This is a genomic window from Saccharopolyspora sp. NPDC045941 (assembly GCF_056431445.1).
Window position 1 is genome coordinate 162,864 of record NZ_JBWKKU010000005.1, and the last position, 16,945, is coordinate 179,808.

Consider the following 16,945-nt stretch of genomic DNA (forward strand, 5'->3'; position numbering starts at 1 on the left):
TCGTGCGCTGCGTCCTGGTGATCAACCCTGCTGCCGGTGGTGGACTCTCCGCGAAGGTGGTCGGCGAACTCGTCGGCCACCTTCGCGGCGTCTGCGACGTGAAGACCGTGCTCGCCGCCGACGCCCGGGGCACCGCCGACGCCGCGAAGCGGGCGGTGGCCGACGGCGCCGATGTGCTCGCGGTGGTGGGCGGCGACGGCGTCGCGCACCTGGCGGTGCAGGCGTGCGCGGAGTCGGCGACGGCTTTGGCCCTGATCCCGGCCGGGACCGGCAACGACCTGGCCCGAGGGCTCGGCGTGCCGCGCGACCCGGTCGCGGCGGCGCGGGCGGTGGCGGAGGCGTTGCGCGCGGGCGAGCGGCGCCGCATCGATCTCGGCAAGGTCGCGGGCGGCGGCTGGTTCGCGACGGTCTTGTGCGCCGGATTCGACTCGCGGGTCAACGCGCGGGCGAACCGGATGCGCTGGCCGCGCGGACAGCGCCGGTACGACCTGGCGGTGGTGCGCGAGCTGCTGGGCCTGCGGCCGATGCCGCTGCGGGTGGAGACCGACGCGGGCACGACGGAGCTGATCGCCACGCTCGTCGCGGTCGGCAACACCGCCTGCTACGGCGGCGGCATCCCGGTCTGCCCGGACGCCGATGCGCGCGACGGGCTCCTCGACCTGACGGTGGTCGGCGAGGTCGCCCGGCGCGACCTGGTGCGGATCCTGCCGTCGCTGCGGACCGGGCGGCACGTCGAGCACCCGGCGGTGCTCACGCTGCGGGCGCAGCGCGTGCGGCTGGGCGGTGAGAACGGCTGGATGGCCTACGCGGACGGAGAACCGCAGGCCCGCCTGCCGCTGAGCATGCGCTGCGTCCCCGGCGCGCTCACCGTCGTGGGTTCGTGAGCTGCCCGCATCAACCGGAATCAGCCAACCGCGACGGCGGTCGGGGTGATGTGAAAACCTTGGGGTGTGGCTGCCAGCCGTTCCAACCCCACCAAGCTGTCCCCGGCCGACGCCTTCCAGGCGCACACCCGCCGCAGCGCGCATCCCGCGCTAGCGGAGTTCGCCGGGGGGATGTCCTTCGAACTCGACCCGTTCCAGAACACCGCCTGCCAGGCCCTGGAGGCAGGGCGCGGCGTCCTGGTGTGCGCGCCCACCGGCGCCGGCAAGACCGTGGTCGGCGAGTTCGCCGTGCACCTCGCGCTCAAGGAGGGCCGGAAGTGCTTCTACACCACGCCGATCAAGGCGCTGTCCAACCAGAAGTACGCCGACCTGTGCGAGCGGCACGGTAGCGACGCGGTCGGGCTGCTGACCGGCGACACCTCGATCAACGGCGAGGCGCAGGTGGTCGTGATGACCACCGAGGTGCTGCGCAACATGCTCTACGCGGGTTCCCGCAGCCTCGACCAGCTCGGTTACGTCGTGATGGACGAGGTGCACTACCTCGCCGACCGCTTCCGCGGCGCGGTGTGGGAGGAAGTGATCCTGCACCTGCCGGAATACGTGCAGGTCGCGAGCCTGTCGGCGACGGTGAGCAACGCCGAGGAGTTCGGCGAGTGGCTGCAGGAGGTGCGCGGCGACACCACGGTGGTCGTCGACGAGCACCGGCCGGTGCCGTTGTGGCAGCACATGCAGGTCGGCTCCCGGATGTTCGACCTCTTCGGCGGCGAGACCGCGGACCGGGAACTGCAGATCAACCCGAACCTGCTGCGGCACACCCAGCAGCTCGCCCGCGTGCACCTGCCCTACGGCGGCCGGCGCGGCGGGCCGAACGCCAAGCGCAAGGGCCCGCGCCCGCCCCGGTTCTCCCCGCCGTCGCGGGTGGAGATGCTGACCAGCCTGGACGCGGCCGGGCTGCTGCCGGCGATCGTGTTCATCTTCAGCCGCAACGGCTGCGACCAGGCCGTCGCCCAGTGCATGCGGTCGGGCCTGCGGCTGACCACCGAGGCGGAGATCGACGAGATCCGCGAGGTGATCGACGAGCACACCGCCAACCTGCCGGAGAGCGACCTGGCGGTGCTGGGCTTCTGGGAGTGGCGGGAGGCGCTGGAGCGCGGGCTGGCCGCGCACCACGCGGGGCTGCTGCCGGCGTTCAAGGAGACCGTCGAGGAGCTGTTCGTCCGCGGCCTCGTCAAGGCCGTGTTCGCCACCGAGACGCTGGCGCTGGGCATCAACATGCCCGCCCGCACGGTGGTGCTGGAGCGGCTGGTGAAGTTCAACGGCGAATCGCACGTGGACCTCAGCCCCGGCGAGTACACGCAGCTCACCGGCCGGGCCGGGCGGCGCGGCATCGACATCGAGGGCCACGCGGTGGTCGTCTGGCAGCCGGGCATCGACCCGAAGCAGGTCGCCGGGCTGGCCTCCACCCGCACGTACCCGCTGCGCTCGTCGTTCCGGCCCGGCTACAACATGGCCGTCAACCTCGTGCAGCGCGTCGGCCAGGACGCCGCGCGGGAACTGCTGGAGCAGTCGTTCGCGCAGTTCCAGGCCGACCGGTCGGTGGTCGGGCTGTCGCGGCGCGTGGACCGCAACAGCGAGGCGCTCACCGGCTACGCCGAGTCGATGCACTGCCACCTGGGCGACTTCGAGGAGTACTTCGACCTGCGCCGCCGCATTTCCGAGCGGGAGAAGCACCTGGCCAGGCAGAACCGGCAGTCGCGGCGCGCGGAGGCTGCCAAGTCGCTGGAGAAGCTGCGCAAGGGCGACGTGATCTCGGTGCCCGCCGGGCGCCGGGCGGGGCTCGCGGTGGTGATCGACCCGGGCCTGGAGCCGATGGGCGAGCCGCGGCCGCTGGTGGTCACCGAGGACCGCTGGTCGGGGCGGCTGTCGGTCGCCGACTTCACCTCGCCGGTGGAGCCGCTGGGCAAGATGAAGCTGCCGAAGCACGTCGACACCCGATCGCCGAGGTCGCGGCGCGATCTAGCGTCCTCGCTGCGCAACACCGGCCTCGAAGCCTCCGGCGGGCGCGGCAGGCGGCGTTCCGACGCGACCGACGACGCGGAGCTGGCGACGCTGCGGCGGGCGCTGAAGGCGCACCCGTGCCACGGCTGCGACGAGCGCGAGAGCCACGCCCGGTGGGCCGAGCGCTACGAGCGGCTGCGCGGTGAGAACGAGAACCTGCGGCGCAAGGTCGCCGCGACCACGCACTCGCTGGCCAGGTCCTTCGACCGGATCGTCGGGCTGCTGACCGAACGGGACTATCTACCGGTGGCGGGCTCGTCGGAGGGCCAGGTCACCCAGCACGGGCGGCGGCTGTCCCGGCTCTACAGCGAGTCGGACCTGCTGGCCGCCGAGTGCCTGCGGGTCGGGACGTGGCGCGGGCTGGGCCCGGCCGAGCTGGCGGCCGTGATGTCGTCGCTGGTCTACGAGTCGCGGCGGGAGGGGCTGGCGCCGCAGGTGCCCTCTGGCCCGATCAGCGACGCGCTGGCCGCCACCTGGCGGCTGTGGGCGGAGCTGGAGGACGACGAGCGGCGGCACAAGCTGGACCGCACGCGCGAGCCGGACGCCGGTTTCGCCTGGCCGGTGTTCCGCTGGGCGCGCGGCGAGTCGCTGGAGAAGGTGCTCACCGCCGCCGAGTCCAGCGGGCACGAGCTGTCGGCGGGCGACTTCGTGCGCTGGTGCCGCCAGGTCATCGACCTGCTCGACCAGGTCCGCGAGGTCGTCGGCGTGGCGGACCCGGTGGGTTCGGCGGCGGCGAAGGCGGTCACCGCGATCCGGCGAGGTGTGGTCGCCGCCGGCGCCGTATGACACGGCGGCCGCCCGGCCGATTCGGGCGGCCGGTCGGTTGTGGTTGGATTTCCTGGCGTCGGGAACGTCGGTCAGGTGAAGAATCGTCCGGAGGTACATGTGTCGTCCCCTTACGGTCCGCCGGGGGGCTATCCCCAGTGGGGGCAGCAACCCCAGGGCCCTGGGATGCAGCCGGCGGCGCCGGGCTATCCGCAGCCAGGTGGTTTCGCGCCGCAGCAGCCGCCGCAACCACCGCCACCGCCGCAAGCGCCGCCGCCGCAGCAGTACGGCTACGGCCGGCCGTACCCGCCCGGCGGCGCCCAGTTCCCGCAACAGGGCGGCTTCGGCCAGTTCGACGAGTTCGGGCCGAAGAAGAAGCGTTCGGCGCTGCCGTGGGTGCTCGCCGCCATCATCGCGGTGATCCTCGTCCTCGCGGTGCTGGTCCTCGGCTTCATCACGCCGGGCTGGTTCGTGAAACCGGTCTTCGACTCGGCCAGCGTCGAGAAGGGCGTTTTGCAGACGCTGCGGAGTTCCTACGGCATGACCGGGGTCGGTCAGGTCAGCTGCCCCGCGGGGCAGCGGGTGGCCGTCGGGCACCGCTTCGACTGCAAGGTCACCGTCGATTCGCAGCCCAAGACCGTGACCGTGACGGTGAAGAACGAGAAGGGCGTCTACGAGGTCGGCCACCCCAGGTGAAAATCGGTCGACCCGGGCGGATCCGGCCGGGAAGATCGTGGGTGTGACCGGTCATGAAGTGCGGCCCCTGGCCAAATCGGAGTTCCGCGAAGCCCACGATCTGTTCCGCCGCGCCCTGCTGTGGCGCCCGTCGAAGGACGAGGAGTGGGAGCAGAGCTCCGGGCGCTACGAGCCGGGGCGGGTGCTGGGCGCGTTCGTCGACGGCGCGCTTGCGGGCACGGCGATGGCGACGACGAACGTCGTCACGGTGCCCGGCGGGCGCAGGCTCCCGGTCGGCGCGGTGACCGGGGTCGGCGTTCGCGCCGACCAGACGCGGCGCGGACTGCTCACGTCGTTGATGCGGGAGCAGCTCGAAGACGCGCGGCGGCGCGGCGAGGCGGTGGCGATGCTGCACGCCTCGGAAGCGGTGATCTACGAGCGGTACGGCTACGGCGTGGTCAGCCGCAGCCGCACGGTGGAATTAGACCGCCGCCGGGCGGCGCTGCGGGCGGGTGCGCCGGTCGGCGGCCGGGTGCGGGTGCTGGACCCGGACGCGGCGGCGCCGATCCTGCCCGCGATCTACCAGCGCTGCGCCCAGGACCGGCCGGGGCAGATCGGCCGGGACGACGCGTGGTGGGTGGGGCAGCGGTCGTGGCTCGGCGACGGCGTCCTGACCGCGGTGCACACCGATGGCGACGGCCTGGACGACGGCTTTGCCTTGTACGAGGCGAAGAAAGCCGACGACGTCAGCACGCTGCAGGTCTACGATCTGAAGTCGGCGAGCGCGACGGCGGCGGTCCAGCTGTGGCGGTTCCTGCTCGGGGTCGACCTGGTGGACCGGGTGGTGGGCCACAACCGGCCGCTGGACGAGCCGCTGGAGTGGTGGCTGGCGGATCGTCGCCAGTGCCGGGTCACCAGCGTCGACGACGACCTGTGGCTGCGCCTGGTGGACGTGCTCGAAGCGTTGCGGGCGCGGACCTTCGGCCCGGCCGATTCGGTGGTGATCGAGGTCCGGGACGAGTTCCTGCCGCACAACGACGGCGGTTACCGGGTCGGCCCGGACGGCGTGGACCGGTGTTCCGACAAACCCCAGCTCGTCCTGGACGTTGCGGCGCTCGCGGCGCTGTACCTGGGCGACCAGAAGGCGTCGGGGCTGGTGGCGGCCGGCCGGATCGAGGCGCGTGACCCGGCGGCGGTCGCCGCGGCGGACCGGCTGTTCGCCGCGGCCGAAACGCCTTGGTGCGGCACCAATTTCTGACCGCTCGCGCGTGCTTCGGGCTGCTGCGGCGGCCCGAAGCACGCGCGGTGCGGCACGTCCGGCTTGAAAATATGTAGACCGAGTGTCATATTTCCTGTGTGAGGAAAGGCGCGCAGACGAAGCAGCAGATGCTCGACACCGCGGTGGAGCTGTTCCGGCGGCAGGGCTACCACGCCACGGGCGTCAACCAGGTGCTCGCCGAGGCCGAGGCGCCGCGGGGCTCGCTGTACTTCCACTTCCCGGGCGGCAAGCAACAGCTCGCCGCCGAGGCCGTCGAGGCGTCCGGGCGGCAGGTGGCGGAGCTGCTGGCCGCGGTGCTGGCGGAGGCGAGCGGGCCGCGCGAGGCCGTGGCGGCGATGATGGCGCACTTCGCGCAGGCGCTGGAGGAATCGGACTTCAGCAGGGGATGCCCGGTGGCCACCGTGGCGCTGGAGGCGAGCGCGGACAGTCCGGACGTCAGGTCGGCGTGCGACGGCGCGTACGGGACCTGGCTGGTAGGTCTGACGGCGGCGTTCGCCGGCTGGGGGATTCCGGCGGCGCGGGCGGAGGAGCTCGCGGTGATCGCGTTGTCGATGCTCGAAGGCGCGCTCCTGCTCTGCAAGGTCCAGCGGGATGTCGCGGCGCTGCGGACGGTGGGCGATCAGCTGGCCGACCTGCTGGAGGGCGTTAAGGTGGAGCAGGCGTGATGCTCGTGACCGCCTACCGGGGCCGGATCGACGTGTTCTGCGCGCACGACCCGATCGAGTTCGACCGTCACCTCCAGTATAACTCCACAGTGGACTGACGAAGGGTGTCTTCTCCTTGCTGTGCAAGGAGAAGACACCCTTCGGTCGTCGGTGCTATGCGGTGAGCGCGGCGATGAGGCGGTCGATGCTCGCGCCCAGGCCCCAGGTCTGCTGGAGCGTACGCAGCCGGTCGGTGTCCGCGGGGGGCTGCGGGAGCGCGTCGTCCGCGCGGTCCACGACCACCGGGGCGTCGCGCGCCACCCGGACCACCGACGGGGCCGCCGCGAGGTAGTCGGCGGCGTCCGCGAGCTTGCCGCGGACTCGCGGCGTCAGGCGGGAGTCGCCGCCGTCGGCCGCCGCCAGCAGCGCTTCGAGCGAGCCGAACTGGGTGATCAGCTTCGCAGCCGTCTTCTCGCCGATGCCCGCCACCCCGGGCAGCCCGTCCGACGGATCTCCGCGCAGCACCGCCATTTCCGCGTAATCGTCCCCGGCGCGGCCGGCCGACAGGGCGTACTTCTCGGCGAGCTCCGCGGGGCCGTAGTCCTGCGCCTTCGCCAGGCCCGCGCCGACGTAGATCACCCGCACCGAGGTGGGCCGGTCGCGCACCAGCTGGAACAGGTCGCGGTCGCCGGTGACGACCTCCACCGCGTCCTTCTCCTCGCGATCCGCGAGCGCGCCGATGACGTCGTCGGCCTCGTAGCCCTCCGCCTCGGCGGTGGCGATGCCCGCCGCGTCGAGCACTTCGAGGATCACCGGGACCTGCGGGGACAGCGAATCCGGGACCTCTTCGGCGTCGGGGTCGTCCTCGGCGACGCGGTGCGCCTTGTAGGACGGCAGGGCGTCGACCCGGAACTGCGGCCGCCAGTCGTTGTCCAGGCAGGCCACCAGCCGGGACGGGCGCCGGTCGGTGATCAGTTTGGCGAGCATGTCGCAGAATCCGCGCACCGAGTTCACCGGCGTGCCGTCCGGCGCGGTCAGCGAGTCCGGCAAGGCGTAGTACGAGCGGAACCACAGCCCGGCCGAATCGACGAGCATCAGAGGACCAGTCACAGTGCGCCAGCTTGTCACGTCGGCTCCCGCCGATGTGAGCGACCTGCCGGGTCCGACCCGCGGATGTGCGCGCGCACCTCTGCCGCCAGCGGGGCCAGGGCAGCGCCCGGCAACGCGTGCCCCATGCCGGGTATCTCGACCAGCCGCGCGCCGGGAATCGCGTCGGCGAGGTGGCGGCCGTGCGGCGGCGGGCTGATCGGATCCAGCGGCGCCTGGACCACGAGCGTCGGCGTGCTCACGCGCGCGAGTTCCGGGCCGCGCGTCACCAGTCCTTCCGACACCAGGCCGTGGTTGGTGCTCGGCCGCCACGTCCCGGCATGGTCCATGGCGCGTTGCTCGCGCCGCCGGAACTCCGCCTGATCGAAGGGGAGTTCGTCGCCGGCGAAGATCCGCCAGGAGGCCACCCGCAGATCGAGCTCCGCCGCCGGGCCGGTCGTGGGTTCGTGCAGGTCCAGCACGTCGAACAGGCGCCGGGTGGGGACCGGGAGGCCGTCCGGGGACTCCTCGCCCGCGGCGGCGCGGGCGACGTTGGCCGCCAGGTCGACGTCCAGCGCGTGAGTGCAGATCAGCGCCTGGCTCAGCAGGCGCCGCGGGTGGTCCACGGCGATCAGCTGGGCGAGCCCGGCGCCCATCGAGAACGCGACGACGTGCGCCGCGTCAACGCCCCAGCCGTCCAGCACCGCGAGGGCGTCGGCGGCGAGGTCGTCGAAGGTGTACGGGTGGGTGGCGAAGTCCAGGTGGGTGGACCGCCCGGTGTCGCGGTGGTCGTAGCGGATCACGCGGAGCCCGTCGGCGACCAGCGCCGCGACGAACTCCTCGGGCCAGAACAGCGCGGACTGGCAGTCGCCCGCGATCAGCAGCACCGGCGGGGCGGCGGGATCGCCGCGGTCCTCGCTCCACAGCCGCACGTCGCCCGCCCTGATCAGGCGTTCGGTCAAGGTCGGCCTCCTCGGCGTCGCGGGATCAGCGGAAGTCGTCGGCGTGCTCGGCCGCCCACTGCGCGAAGCTGCGCGCCGGGCGGCCGGTGACCTGCTCGACAGTCGGCAGGACCGGGTCCGGGCGGTCGACCGACTCGGCCCAGTAGCCGAGCAGCATGTCGACCACGTCCTCGGGCATGAACTCGGCCAGCTCCGCGCGTTCCTGCTCGGCGGTCACCGCCTCGAACGGGATGTCCCGGCCGATCGCCTCGCCGATGGCGCGCACCTGGTCGGCGATGGAGATCGCGGCCGGGCCGCTGAGCTCGTACTTCGCGCCGGCGTGGCCGTCTTCGAGCAGCGCGGTCGCGGCCACCGCGGCGATGTCGGCCTCGTGGACCGGCGCCTGCGTGGCCCTGCCGTGCGCCGAGCGGACCGCGGTGCCCGCTTGGATGGCACCGGCCCAGATCAGCGAGTTGCCCGCGAATGCGCCCGGCCGGACAGCGGTGCATTCGATGCCGGAATCCTCCACCGCGCGTTCGACCGCGCGGTGCCAGGTGTGGCTATCGGCGTTGTGCGCGCGCTTGTTCTCCGCCGCCGCGGACGCCGACGACAGCACGACTATCCGCCGAACTCCGGCGCTTTTCGCCGATTCCGCGAAATCCGCCGCGCCGTCGTGCGGGAAGAGGTACGCGCGCTCGACGCCGTCCAGCGCCGCCGCCAGCGTCCCCGGCTCGCCGAGGTCCCCGCCGACCACCTCCACATCCGGGGAAAACCCTGCGGTGCCGGGATTTCTGGTCATGATCCGCACCCGTGCGCCCGCGCCGCGCAGGTGCTCGACGACGTGCCTGCCGACGCTGCCGGTCGCACCGGTCACCAGAAAGGTCATGGCTGCTCCACGTGGTTTGCGTGCCCGTTCGGCACAAATCGAATCCACTTCTCGGTGGCGCACGCAAACTACACCACGAATCGTCAATGGGGAAATTTGACAAATTCTCGAATTGCTGTTCTGCGATTATTCCGATATCGGCCGGATAGCATTATTTGTTTTTGTCAAGCGAAATGAGCGGAAATGTGCGAGCGGCCCGTTCGCGCCTTTCGGCGAGGTGAACGGACCGTTCGCCGCAGTCGGTCAGCGCTGTTCGAGGCCGCGACCGGCACGGCCGCGCGCCTCGGCCGGGCCTGGTGCCGCGATGGCCTGCCGGGCGGCCTCCTGCCAGTCGGGCAGGCTGCGTTCGGCCAGCGCGGCGCCCACGGTCGCCAGCGCTGCCGCGGTCATCGACAGGCTGGTGACGCCGAGGCCCACCAGGACGCCGGCCAGCAGCGGGTCCGCCGCAGCCTCGCCGCACACCCCGACCGGCTTGCCGCGCTCCCGGCCCGCCCGGCCGAGCCCGGCGATCAGGCGCAACAACGCGGGCTGCCACGGGTCGTTCAGGGCGGCCAGCGCGCCGGTCATGCGGTCCGCCGCGCACGTGTACTGCGCCAGGTCGTTGGTGCCGATGCTGACGAAGTCAACGACGTCCAGGATCTCGTCGGCGCAGAGCGCGGCGGCGGGCGTTTCGACCATGACGCCGACGCGTTCAACGCCCGCGTCCCGGGCGCGCTCGGCGAACCACGCCGCCTCGCCAGCGGTCGCGACCATCGGCGCCATCACCGACACCACCGCCCCGGTCTCGGCGGCCGCGGCGACGATGGCGGCGAGCTGCCGGTCCAGCAGCTCGGGCCGGTCGAAGGCGACCCGGAGGCCCCGCACCCCGAGCGCGGGGTTGGGTTCGCCGGCGATGTCGAGGAACGGCAAGGGTTTGTCCGCCCCGGCGTCCAGGGTGCGAACCACGACCGGCTTGCCTGCGAACGGCCGCAGCGCGGCGGCGTACGCCTGCCGCTGGGTTTCGGCGTCGGGTTCGACCGCGGCGTCCAGGAAGCAGAACTCGGTGCGGAACAGGCCCGATCCTTCGGCGCCCGCCTCGACGCCGGCCAGGGCGTCGGCGGCGGAGCCGATGTTGGCCAGGAGCTTGACCGGGTGCCCGTCGGCGGTGCTGCCGGAGCCGTTCCACCGCGTGCCGACGCGGTCGGCCGACTGGGGCGCGATGGCGTGCTCCAGCAGCTCGACGGTGCCCGCCGCGCCGTCCACGCGCGCTCCCGCCGCCGTTGCCGCGAGCACGCCGCGCACGGCGACCACGGCCGGAATTCCCAGTGCCCGCGCGAGAATCGCGGTGTGGCTGGTCGGGCCACCCTCCTCGGTCACCAGCGCCAGCACGAGGCCGGGATCCAGGTCGGCGGTGTCGGCCGGGGCCAGATCGCGGGCCACCAGCACCGCCGGGCCGGTCAGCTCGGGCACGCCCGGCGGGGCGGTGCCGGTGAGCTCGGCGACCAGCCGGTCGCGGACGTCGTGCACGTCCCGCACCCGCTCGGCGAGGTATCCGCCGGAGGCCGCCAGCAGCTCCGCGAACTCCCCGGCCGCCTCGAACACCGCGCGCGGCGCGGGCAGACCCCGCTGCGCGACCGCCTTCTCGGCGTTGCCGAGCAGCGCTGGGTCTGCGGCCATCGCGGCGGTCATCTCCAGCACCGCCCGCGCTTCGCCCGTCGCGGCCTCCGACTGGGCGACCAGCCGCTGCGCCACCGCTTCCGCGGCCGGGCGGATCCGCGCCGCCTCGGCCGCCGGATCGGCAGGCGCCGGACCGGGCGCCGGATCGGGCAACCGGTCATGAACCCACAGGACCGGGCCTGCCGCCTCGCCGGGGCTGACCCCGACCCCCTGCAGCGTGGACATCGGCCACTCCCATCGTGCTGGAGGTTTCCCTCGCGTTCTCGAAGCCTTGACAATATGGCAACAAGAGGCACAATCAGGCAACACCAAACATTAACCGGAGGACAACGGGCATGTACGGGGCGGAGCGCCAGCAGCTCCTGGCGCAGCGGGCACGACGCGACGGGCGCATCGACGTCACGGCCGCGGCGGCCGAGTTCGAGGTGGCACCCGAGACCATCCGTCGCGACCTCGCCGCGCTCGAACGCCAAGGCCTGGTGCGGCGCGTCTACGGCGGCGCAATCCCGGTCGAGCGGCTCGATTTCGAACCCGGCGTCTCGCTGCGCGACCAGACCAATGCGGGGGAGAAGGAACGCATCGCGCGGGCCGCGCTGGACCGCGTGCCCAGCCGCGGCACGGTGCTGTTCGACGCGGGCACCACGACCGCGCGGCTGGCCGGCCTGCTGCCCGCCGACCGCGAGCTCACCGTCGTCACCAACTCGCTGCCGGTGGCCAACCAGCTCGCCACCCGCAACAACTACAACCTGCACCTCCTCGGCGGCCGGATCCGCGGCACCACGCTGGCGACGGTGGAGTCCTGGGCGCTCGACGTGCTGCGCGGCCTCACCATCGACGTGGGTTTCTTCGGCACCAACGGCTTCTCGGCCGCCCGCGGCTGCACCACCCCGGACCCGGCGGAGTCCGCGGTCAAGGCGGCGATGGTGCGCGCCTGCCGCAAGCGGGTGCTGCTGGCCGACCACAGCAAGTACGGCGACGACCAGTTCAGCCGGTTCGCCGAGCTGTCCGAGATCGACGTCGTGGTGACCGACGAGGGCCTCGACGAGGCGGCGCTCGACGAGCTGAAGCAGATCGAAGCGGAAGTGGTGCTGGCGTGATCGTGACCGTGACGCCGAACCCGAGCCTGGACCGCACCGTCCAGGTGGACCGGCTGGTGCCCGGTGCGGTGCACCGCACCCTCCGGACGCGCCTGGACCCGGGCGGCAAGGGCGTGAACGTGGCCCGCGCGCTGGCCGCGGCGGAGGTGCCGACGCTGGCCGTGCTGCCCTCCGGCGGCGCGGCGGGCGCGCAGCTGGCCGAGCTGCTGGCGCCGGAAGCGGTGCCGGTGGTCGAGGTGCCGGTGCAGGCGCCGACCCGCAGCAACATCGCGGTGGTGGAAGCCGACGGCACCACGAGCAAGTTCAACGAGCCTGGCCCGGAACTCACGCCGGCCGAGGTCGCGGCGCTGGAGCGCGCCGCCGCCGAGCAGGCCGGCCGGGCGGACTGGGTGGTGACCTGCGGCAGCCTGCCCGCAGGTTGCCCGGACGACCTGCACGCCCGGATCGCCGCCGCCGCGCGCCGCGCCGGGGCGCGAGTCGCCGTCGACACCTCGGGACATCCCCTCGAACTGGCCTGTCAGGCCGCGCCTGACCTGGTCAAACCCAATCTCGCCGAACTCGCGGAGCTGGCCGGTGGCCCGCTGCGCGACCTCGGCGACGTGCTGGACGTCGCGCACCGGCTGCAGGCCGGCGGCGTGGCGACCGTGCTGGTGAGCCTCGGGCAGTTGGGTGCGGTGCTGGTCGCGGAGACCGGCACCTGGCATGCCACGAGCACCGCGACCGAGGTGCGCAGCACCGTCGGCGCGGGCGACGCGATGCTCGCCGGATTCCTGCGGGCGGGCGGCATCGGGCCGGCCGCCGTGCGCACCGCCGTCGCCTACGGGACGGCGGCGGTCGGGCTGGCGGGCAGCCGGATGCCCGGCCCGGACGACATCCACCCGCTGCGGGTGCGGATGGATGCAGTGGACAAGACAGTGAGCCTCAGCGGAGTGGCGGCATGACTACCGAACTGATCACCTCGGACCTCGTCGAACTGGACCTGGCGGGCACCGACCGGCGGGCCGTCGTGCGCGACCTCGCCGAGCGGCTCGTCGCCGCCGGCCGCGTCACGGACATCGACCGGTTCCTGGCCGACATCGAAGCCCGCGAACAGCAGATGCCGACCGGGCTGGAGGGCGGCATCGGCATCCCGCACTGCCGCTCGTCGGCGGTGACCGCGCCGACGCTGGCCTTCGGCCGCAGCGCCGCCGGCGTCGACTTCGGCGCCGAAGACGGCCCGGCGAAGCTCATCTTCCTCATCGCCGCGCCGGAAGGCGGCGGCGCCGACCACATGACCGTGCTCGCCGCGCTGGCCCGGCGCCTGGTGCGCGCCGAGTTCAAGCAGACGCTGCTGGACGCCACCGACGCGGCCGAGCTCGCGAAGTACGTGCGCGAGGAGGTCGCGCCGTGAAGTACGTAGCCGTCACCGCCTGCCCGACCGGCATCGCGCACACCTACATGGCGGCCGAGGCACTGGAGCAGGCCGCCAAGGCCGCCGGGGACGAGATGCTGGTCGAGACCCAGGGCTCGGCGGGCTCGACGCCGCTGTCGGCGGCGGACATCGCCGCGGCCGACGCGGTGATCTTCGCCGCCGACGTGGGGGTCCGGGACCGGGAGCGCTTCGCGGGCAAGCCGGTCGTCGAGGTCTCCGTGAAGCAGGCCATCAACGACGCGGCGGGCCTGCTGGCCCAGGCCGCCGACGCCGCGCAGCAGGAACCGGCCGCCGAGCCGGAAGCCGCTGCCGCCGAGCCGGAACTGGCCAGCAAGGTCGTCGCGGGCGCCGGTTTCGGCACCCGGCTGCGGCAGTGGCTGATGACCGGCGTGAGCTACATGATCCCGTTCGTGGCCGCTGGCGGTCTGCTGATCGCGCTGAGCTTCGCGCTCGGCGGCTACCAGATCACCGACGCGCCGCCGGTCACCGAGGTCTTCGACCCGGCGAGCCTGCTCAGCTGGGCGGCGCTGGCGAACCAGATCGGCACGACGGCGTTCGAGTTCCTGGTGCCGGTGCTGGCCGGGTTCATCGCCTTCGCCATCGCCGACCGGCCCGCGATCGCCCCCGGCTTCGTCGGCGGCGCGGTGGCCGTGACCGTCGGCGCGGGCTTCCTCGGCGGCCTCGTCGCCGGCCTGCTGGCCGGTGCCGTGATCGCCGGGCTGAAGCAGGTGAAGGTGCCGCGCGGGATCGCCGGGATCATGCCGGTGGTGGTGCTGCCGCTGCTGGGCTCGCTGGTGGTCGGCGGGCTGATGTTCGTGGTGCTCGGCAAGCCGATCGCGCTGGCCATGACGGCGCTCACCGGCTGGCTCACCGGCCTGTCCGGCGCCAACGCGGCGCTGCTGGGCGCCCTGCTCGGCGCGATGATCGCCTTCGACATGGGCGGGCCGATCAACAAGGTCGCCTACACCTTCGCCGTCGGCGGCCTGAGCATCGGCACGACGGCGTCGCTGGAGATCATGGCCGCCGTGATGGCCGCGGGCATGGTCCCGCCGCTGTCGCTGGCCCTGGCCTCGGCGGTGCGCGGCAAGCTGTTCAGCCCGGCCGAGCGGGCCAGCGGCCGCGCCGCCTGGCTGCTCGGCGCGTCGTTCATCACCGAGGGCGCGATCCCGTTCGCGGCGGGCGATCCGCTGCGGGTGATCCCGTCCATCGTGCTCGGCTCGGCGACCACGGGCGCGCTGTCGATGACCTTCGGCGCCACGCTGCGCGCCCCGCACGGCGGGATCTTCGTGACGCCGCTGGTGGGCAATCCGCTGATGTACCTGGCCGCGATCGTCATCGGCGTCGTGGTCGCGGCGGCGGCGGTGCTGTTCACCAAGCAGCTCGGCCGCCAGGACGCCGAAGAACCCGCTCCTGAGGCCGCGTCCGCCGTCCCGGCCTGAATCACGTCGTGAGCGGTTTTGGCCGCCACAGCAGCCATTCCCGCTCACGACCGCAACCACCCCCGGATCCGGAGAGGAACAGCAATGCAACGTCGAGTCCGCATCGCCGCCTCGGTCGGCCTGCACGCCCGCCCCGCCGCGCTGCTCGCCAAGGCCGCGGCGGAGCAGGCCACGCCCGTCACGATCGCCAAGGTCGTCGACGGCGTGGCCGGTGACCCGGTCGACGCGAGCAGCATGCTCGGCCTGATGTCGCTGGGCGCCCAGCACGGCGAGGAGGTCGAGCTCTCCGGCGACGAGGCCGCCCTGGACGAGCTCGTCGTCCTGCTCGAACAGGACCTGGACAAGGCTCCGGCCTGAGCCGTCGGCGTCCGATTTCCGCCACTCGCGGGGTCGTGAGTGCTTTGGAGCGCTACAGCAGCCCAAAACGCTCACGACCCCGGTGGCGTGAACCGGACCGGCCGGGCGTCGGGTCGCCGCCCCAGGATTAGGCTTGGGAGCTATGGCCACCGTCTCGATCAAGCAGGATCCATCCGTGCTCGCGGCCCGCCTCACCAAGGCCGCCGAAACCGCAGCCGCGTCGAAACTCGACGCGCTGCTGATCTCGCCCGGTTCCGATCTGCGCTACCTCCTCGGCGCGGGCGGTGAGTCGCACGAGCGGCTGACCTGCCTGGTGCTCCCGGCCGACGGCCGTCCCGCGCTGGTCGTGCCGAAGCTGGAGGAGCCCGGCTTCGCCGGCATCCCGCTGGCTGAGCTCGGCATCGAGGTCGTGACCTGGGTCGACGGTCAGGACCCGCACGCGATGGTGGCCGACCTGGCCCGTCGCGGCGGCGCGCCGTCCCGGCTGGCCGTCGCCGACGTGATGCCCGCGCTGCACACCATCCCGCTGCGCGCCGCCCTGCCCGACGCCGAGCAGGTGCTGGCCGGGACCGTGCTGCGCGAACTGCGGATGCGCAAGGACGCCGCCGAGATCGAGGCGCTGCGCAAGGCCGGGGCCGCCATCGACCGGGTGCACGCCCGGATGGCGGAGTTCCTCAAGGCGGGCCGGACCGAGGCCGAGGTCGGCGCGGACATCTCCGCCGCGATCATCGACGAGGGCCACACCGAGGTGGCATTCGTCATCGTCGGCTCGGGGCCGAACGGCGCCAGCCCGCACCACGACGTGTCGGACCGGGTGATCGAGCGCGGCGACGTGGTCGTCGTCGACATCGGCGGCCCGATCGCGGAGGGCTACAACTCCGACTGCACCCGCACCTACAGCGTGGGCGAGCCCGCCCAGGCGGACGTCCGCGAGACCTACGCCGTGCTGGAGGCCGCGCAGCGCGCCGCCGTCGAGTCGGTGCGGCCGGGCGCGACCGCCGAGTCGATCGACGCCGCGGCCCGCGAGCCGATCGCCGCCGCCGGGTTCGGCGAGTACTTCGTGCACCGCACCGGGCACGGCATCGGCCTGGACGTGCACGAGGAGCCCTACATCGTCGGCGGCAACGCCGCGCCGCTGGAGCCGGGCACCGCCTTCAGCGTCGAGCCGGGCATCTACCTGCCGGGGCGCTGGGGCGCGCGCATCGAGGACATCGTCATCGTCACCGAGGACGGCGTGGAGAGCGTGAACAACCAGCCGCACGAGTTGGTGGTGCTGCCGGCGTGAGCGAAAGATCCGCAACCCCGGGCGGGCTGGAGGCCACCGACCGCGCCATCCTGCGCGAGCTGGCGCGGGACGGCCGGTGCAGCTTCACCGACCTGGCCGAGCGCGTCGGGCTGAGCGTTTCCGCGGTGCACCAACGGGTTCGCCGGCTGGAGCAGCGCGGCGCCCTGCAGGGCTACACGGCCAAAGTGGACGGTGACCAGATCGGGTTGCCGCTGACCGCGTTCATCTCGCTGACGCCGATCGACCCGGCTGCGCCGGACGACTACCCGCAGCGCCTGGAGCACCTGCCGGAGATCGAGTCGTGCTACTCGGTGGCGGGCGACGAGTCCTACATCCTGCAGGTGCGGGTGACCTCGCCGCTGGGCCTGGAGGAACTGCTGCGGCAGATCCGGGAGGCCGCGAAGGTGTCGACCAGGACGACGGTGGTCCTGTCCACCCCGTTCGAGAACCGCCCCCCGGCGATCTGACGCGTCCCGCCGTTC

The 16,945-nt window shown here is 73.0% G+C and carries 16 protein-coding genes; 12 read left to right on the forward strand and 4 right to left on the reverse strand.

Annotated features, from left to right (window positions below; translation table 11 throughout):
• Positions 1–2 precede the first annotated feature (2 nt).
• The 5 genes from AC07FN_RS06035 (at position 3) to AC07FN_RS06055 (ending at position 6,326) form a co-directional block, all read left to right on the forward strand.
• Positions 3–884, forward strand: a complete 882-nt coding sequence (locus AC07FN_RS06035) for a diacylglycerol/lipid kinase family protein (RefSeq protein WP_358571185.1) — start codon at positions 3–5, stop codon at positions 882–884.
• A 66-nt stretch (positions 885–950) separates the two neighbouring features.
• Complete coding sequence (locus AC07FN_RS06040; protein ID WP_478394608.1) at positions 951–3,728, forward strand: DEAD/DEAH box helicase; 2,778 nt, start codon at positions 951–953, stop codon at positions 3,726–3,728.
• Between the two features lie 165 nt (positions 3,729–3,893).
• Positions 3,894–4,403 (forward strand): DUF4333 domain-containing protein, encoded by a 510-nt coding sequence (locus tag AC07FN_RS06045; RefSeq protein WP_478394609.1) that lies wholly within the window; start codon positions 3,894–3,896, stop codon positions 4,401–4,403.
• Positions 4,404–4,446: 43 nt separating this feature from the next.
• Positions 4,447–5,640, forward strand: coding sequence for a GNAT family N-acetyltransferase (locus tag AC07FN_RS06050; RefSeq protein ID WP_478394610.1), 1,194 nt, complete (start codon positions 4,447–4,449; stop codon positions 5,638–5,640).
• Between the two features lie 98 nt (positions 5,641–5,738).
• Positions 5,739–6,326: a TetR/AcrR family transcriptional regulator gene (locus AC07FN_RS06055; RefSeq protein WP_478394611.1), complete on the forward strand. Its 588-nt coding sequence runs from the start codon at positions 5,739–5,741 to the stop codon at positions 6,324–6,326.
• 153 nt (positions 6,327–6,479) lie between these two features.
• Here AC07FN_RS06055 and AC07FN_RS06060 read toward each other — a convergent pair whose 3' ends face one another.
• The 4 genes from AC07FN_RS06060 to AC07FN_RS06075 form a co-directional block, all read right to left on the reverse strand.
• Positions 6,480–7,400 carry a 5'-3' exonuclease gene (locus tag AC07FN_RS06060; RefSeq protein ID WP_478394669.1) on the reverse strand — a complete coding sequence of 307 codons (921 nt, stop codon included), beginning with the start codon at positions 7,398–7,400 and terminating at the stop codon, positions 6,480–6,482.
• Positions 7,401–7,429: 29 nt separating this feature from the next.
• Entirely contained in the window at positions 7,430–8,353 is a 924-nt protein-coding gene (locus tag AC07FN_RS06065) for an alpha/beta fold hydrolase (RefSeq protein WP_478394612.1), read from the reverse strand.
• Between the two features lie 25 nt (positions 8,354–8,378).
• Positions 8,379–9,218 (reverse strand): NAD(P)H-binding protein, encoded by an 840-nt coding sequence (locus AC07FN_RS06070; protein WP_478394613.1) that lies wholly within the window; start codon positions 9,216–9,218, stop codon positions 8,379–8,381.
• 243 nt (positions 9,219–9,461) lie between these two features.
• Complete coding sequence (locus AC07FN_RS06075; RefSeq protein WP_478394614.1) at positions 9,462–11,099, reverse strand: phosphoenolpyruvate--protein phosphotransferase; 1,638 nt, start codon at positions 11,097–11,099, stop codon at positions 9,462–9,464.
• 110 nt (positions 11,100–11,209) lie between these two features.
• Between AC07FN_RS06075 and AC07FN_RS06080 the strand changes: the two genes are divergently transcribed.
• From AC07FN_RS06080 to AC07FN_RS06110, 7 genes are all read left to right on the forward strand, one after another.
• Positions 11,210–11,971: a DeoR/GlpR family DNA-binding transcription regulator gene (locus AC07FN_RS06080; protein ID WP_358382958.1), complete on the forward strand. Its 762-nt coding sequence runs from the start codon at positions 11,210–11,212 to the stop codon at positions 11,969–11,971.
• Positions 11,968–12,912, forward strand: coding sequence for a 1-phosphofructokinase (gene pfkB, locus AC07FN_RS06085; protein WP_478394615.1), 945 nt, complete (start codon positions 11,968–11,970; stop codon positions 12,910–12,912). The genes AC07FN_RS06080 and pfkB overlap by 4 nt, the downstream gene beginning before the upstream one ends.
• A complete protein-coding gene (locus AC07FN_RS06090; RefSeq protein ID WP_452613820.1) occupies positions 12,909–13,361 on the forward strand; it encodes a PTS sugar transporter subunit IIA in 453 nt (150 codons plus the stop codon). The genes pfkB and AC07FN_RS06090 overlap by 4 nt, the downstream gene beginning before the upstream one ends.
• Positions 13,358–14,821, forward strand: coding sequence for a PTS fructose transporter subunit IIC (locus AC07FN_RS06095; RefSeq protein WP_478394616.1), 1,464 nt, complete (start codon positions 13,358–13,360; stop codon positions 14,819–14,821). The genes AC07FN_RS06090 and AC07FN_RS06095 overlap by 4 nt, the downstream gene beginning before the upstream one ends.
• 84 nt (positions 14,822–14,905) lie before the next feature.
• Positions 14,906–15,178: an HPr family phosphocarrier protein gene (locus tag AC07FN_RS06100; protein WP_478394617.1), complete on the forward strand. Its 273-nt coding sequence runs from the start codon at positions 14,906–14,908 to the stop codon at positions 15,176–15,178.
• Between the two features lie 142 nt (positions 15,179–15,320).
• Positions 15,321–16,463, forward strand: a complete 1,143-nt coding sequence (locus AC07FN_RS06105) for a M24 family metallopeptidase (RefSeq protein WP_478394618.1) — start codon at positions 15,321–15,323, stop codon at positions 16,461–16,463.
• Positions 16,460–16,930, forward strand: a complete 471-nt coding sequence (locus AC07FN_RS06110; RefSeq protein ID WP_452613817.1) for an Lrp/AsnC family transcriptional regulator — start codon at positions 16,460–16,462, stop codon at positions 16,928–16,930. Before AC07FN_RS06105 ends, AC07FN_RS06110 begins: the two co-directional genes overlap by 4 nt.
• Positions 16,931–16,945: the final 15 nt, after the last annotated feature.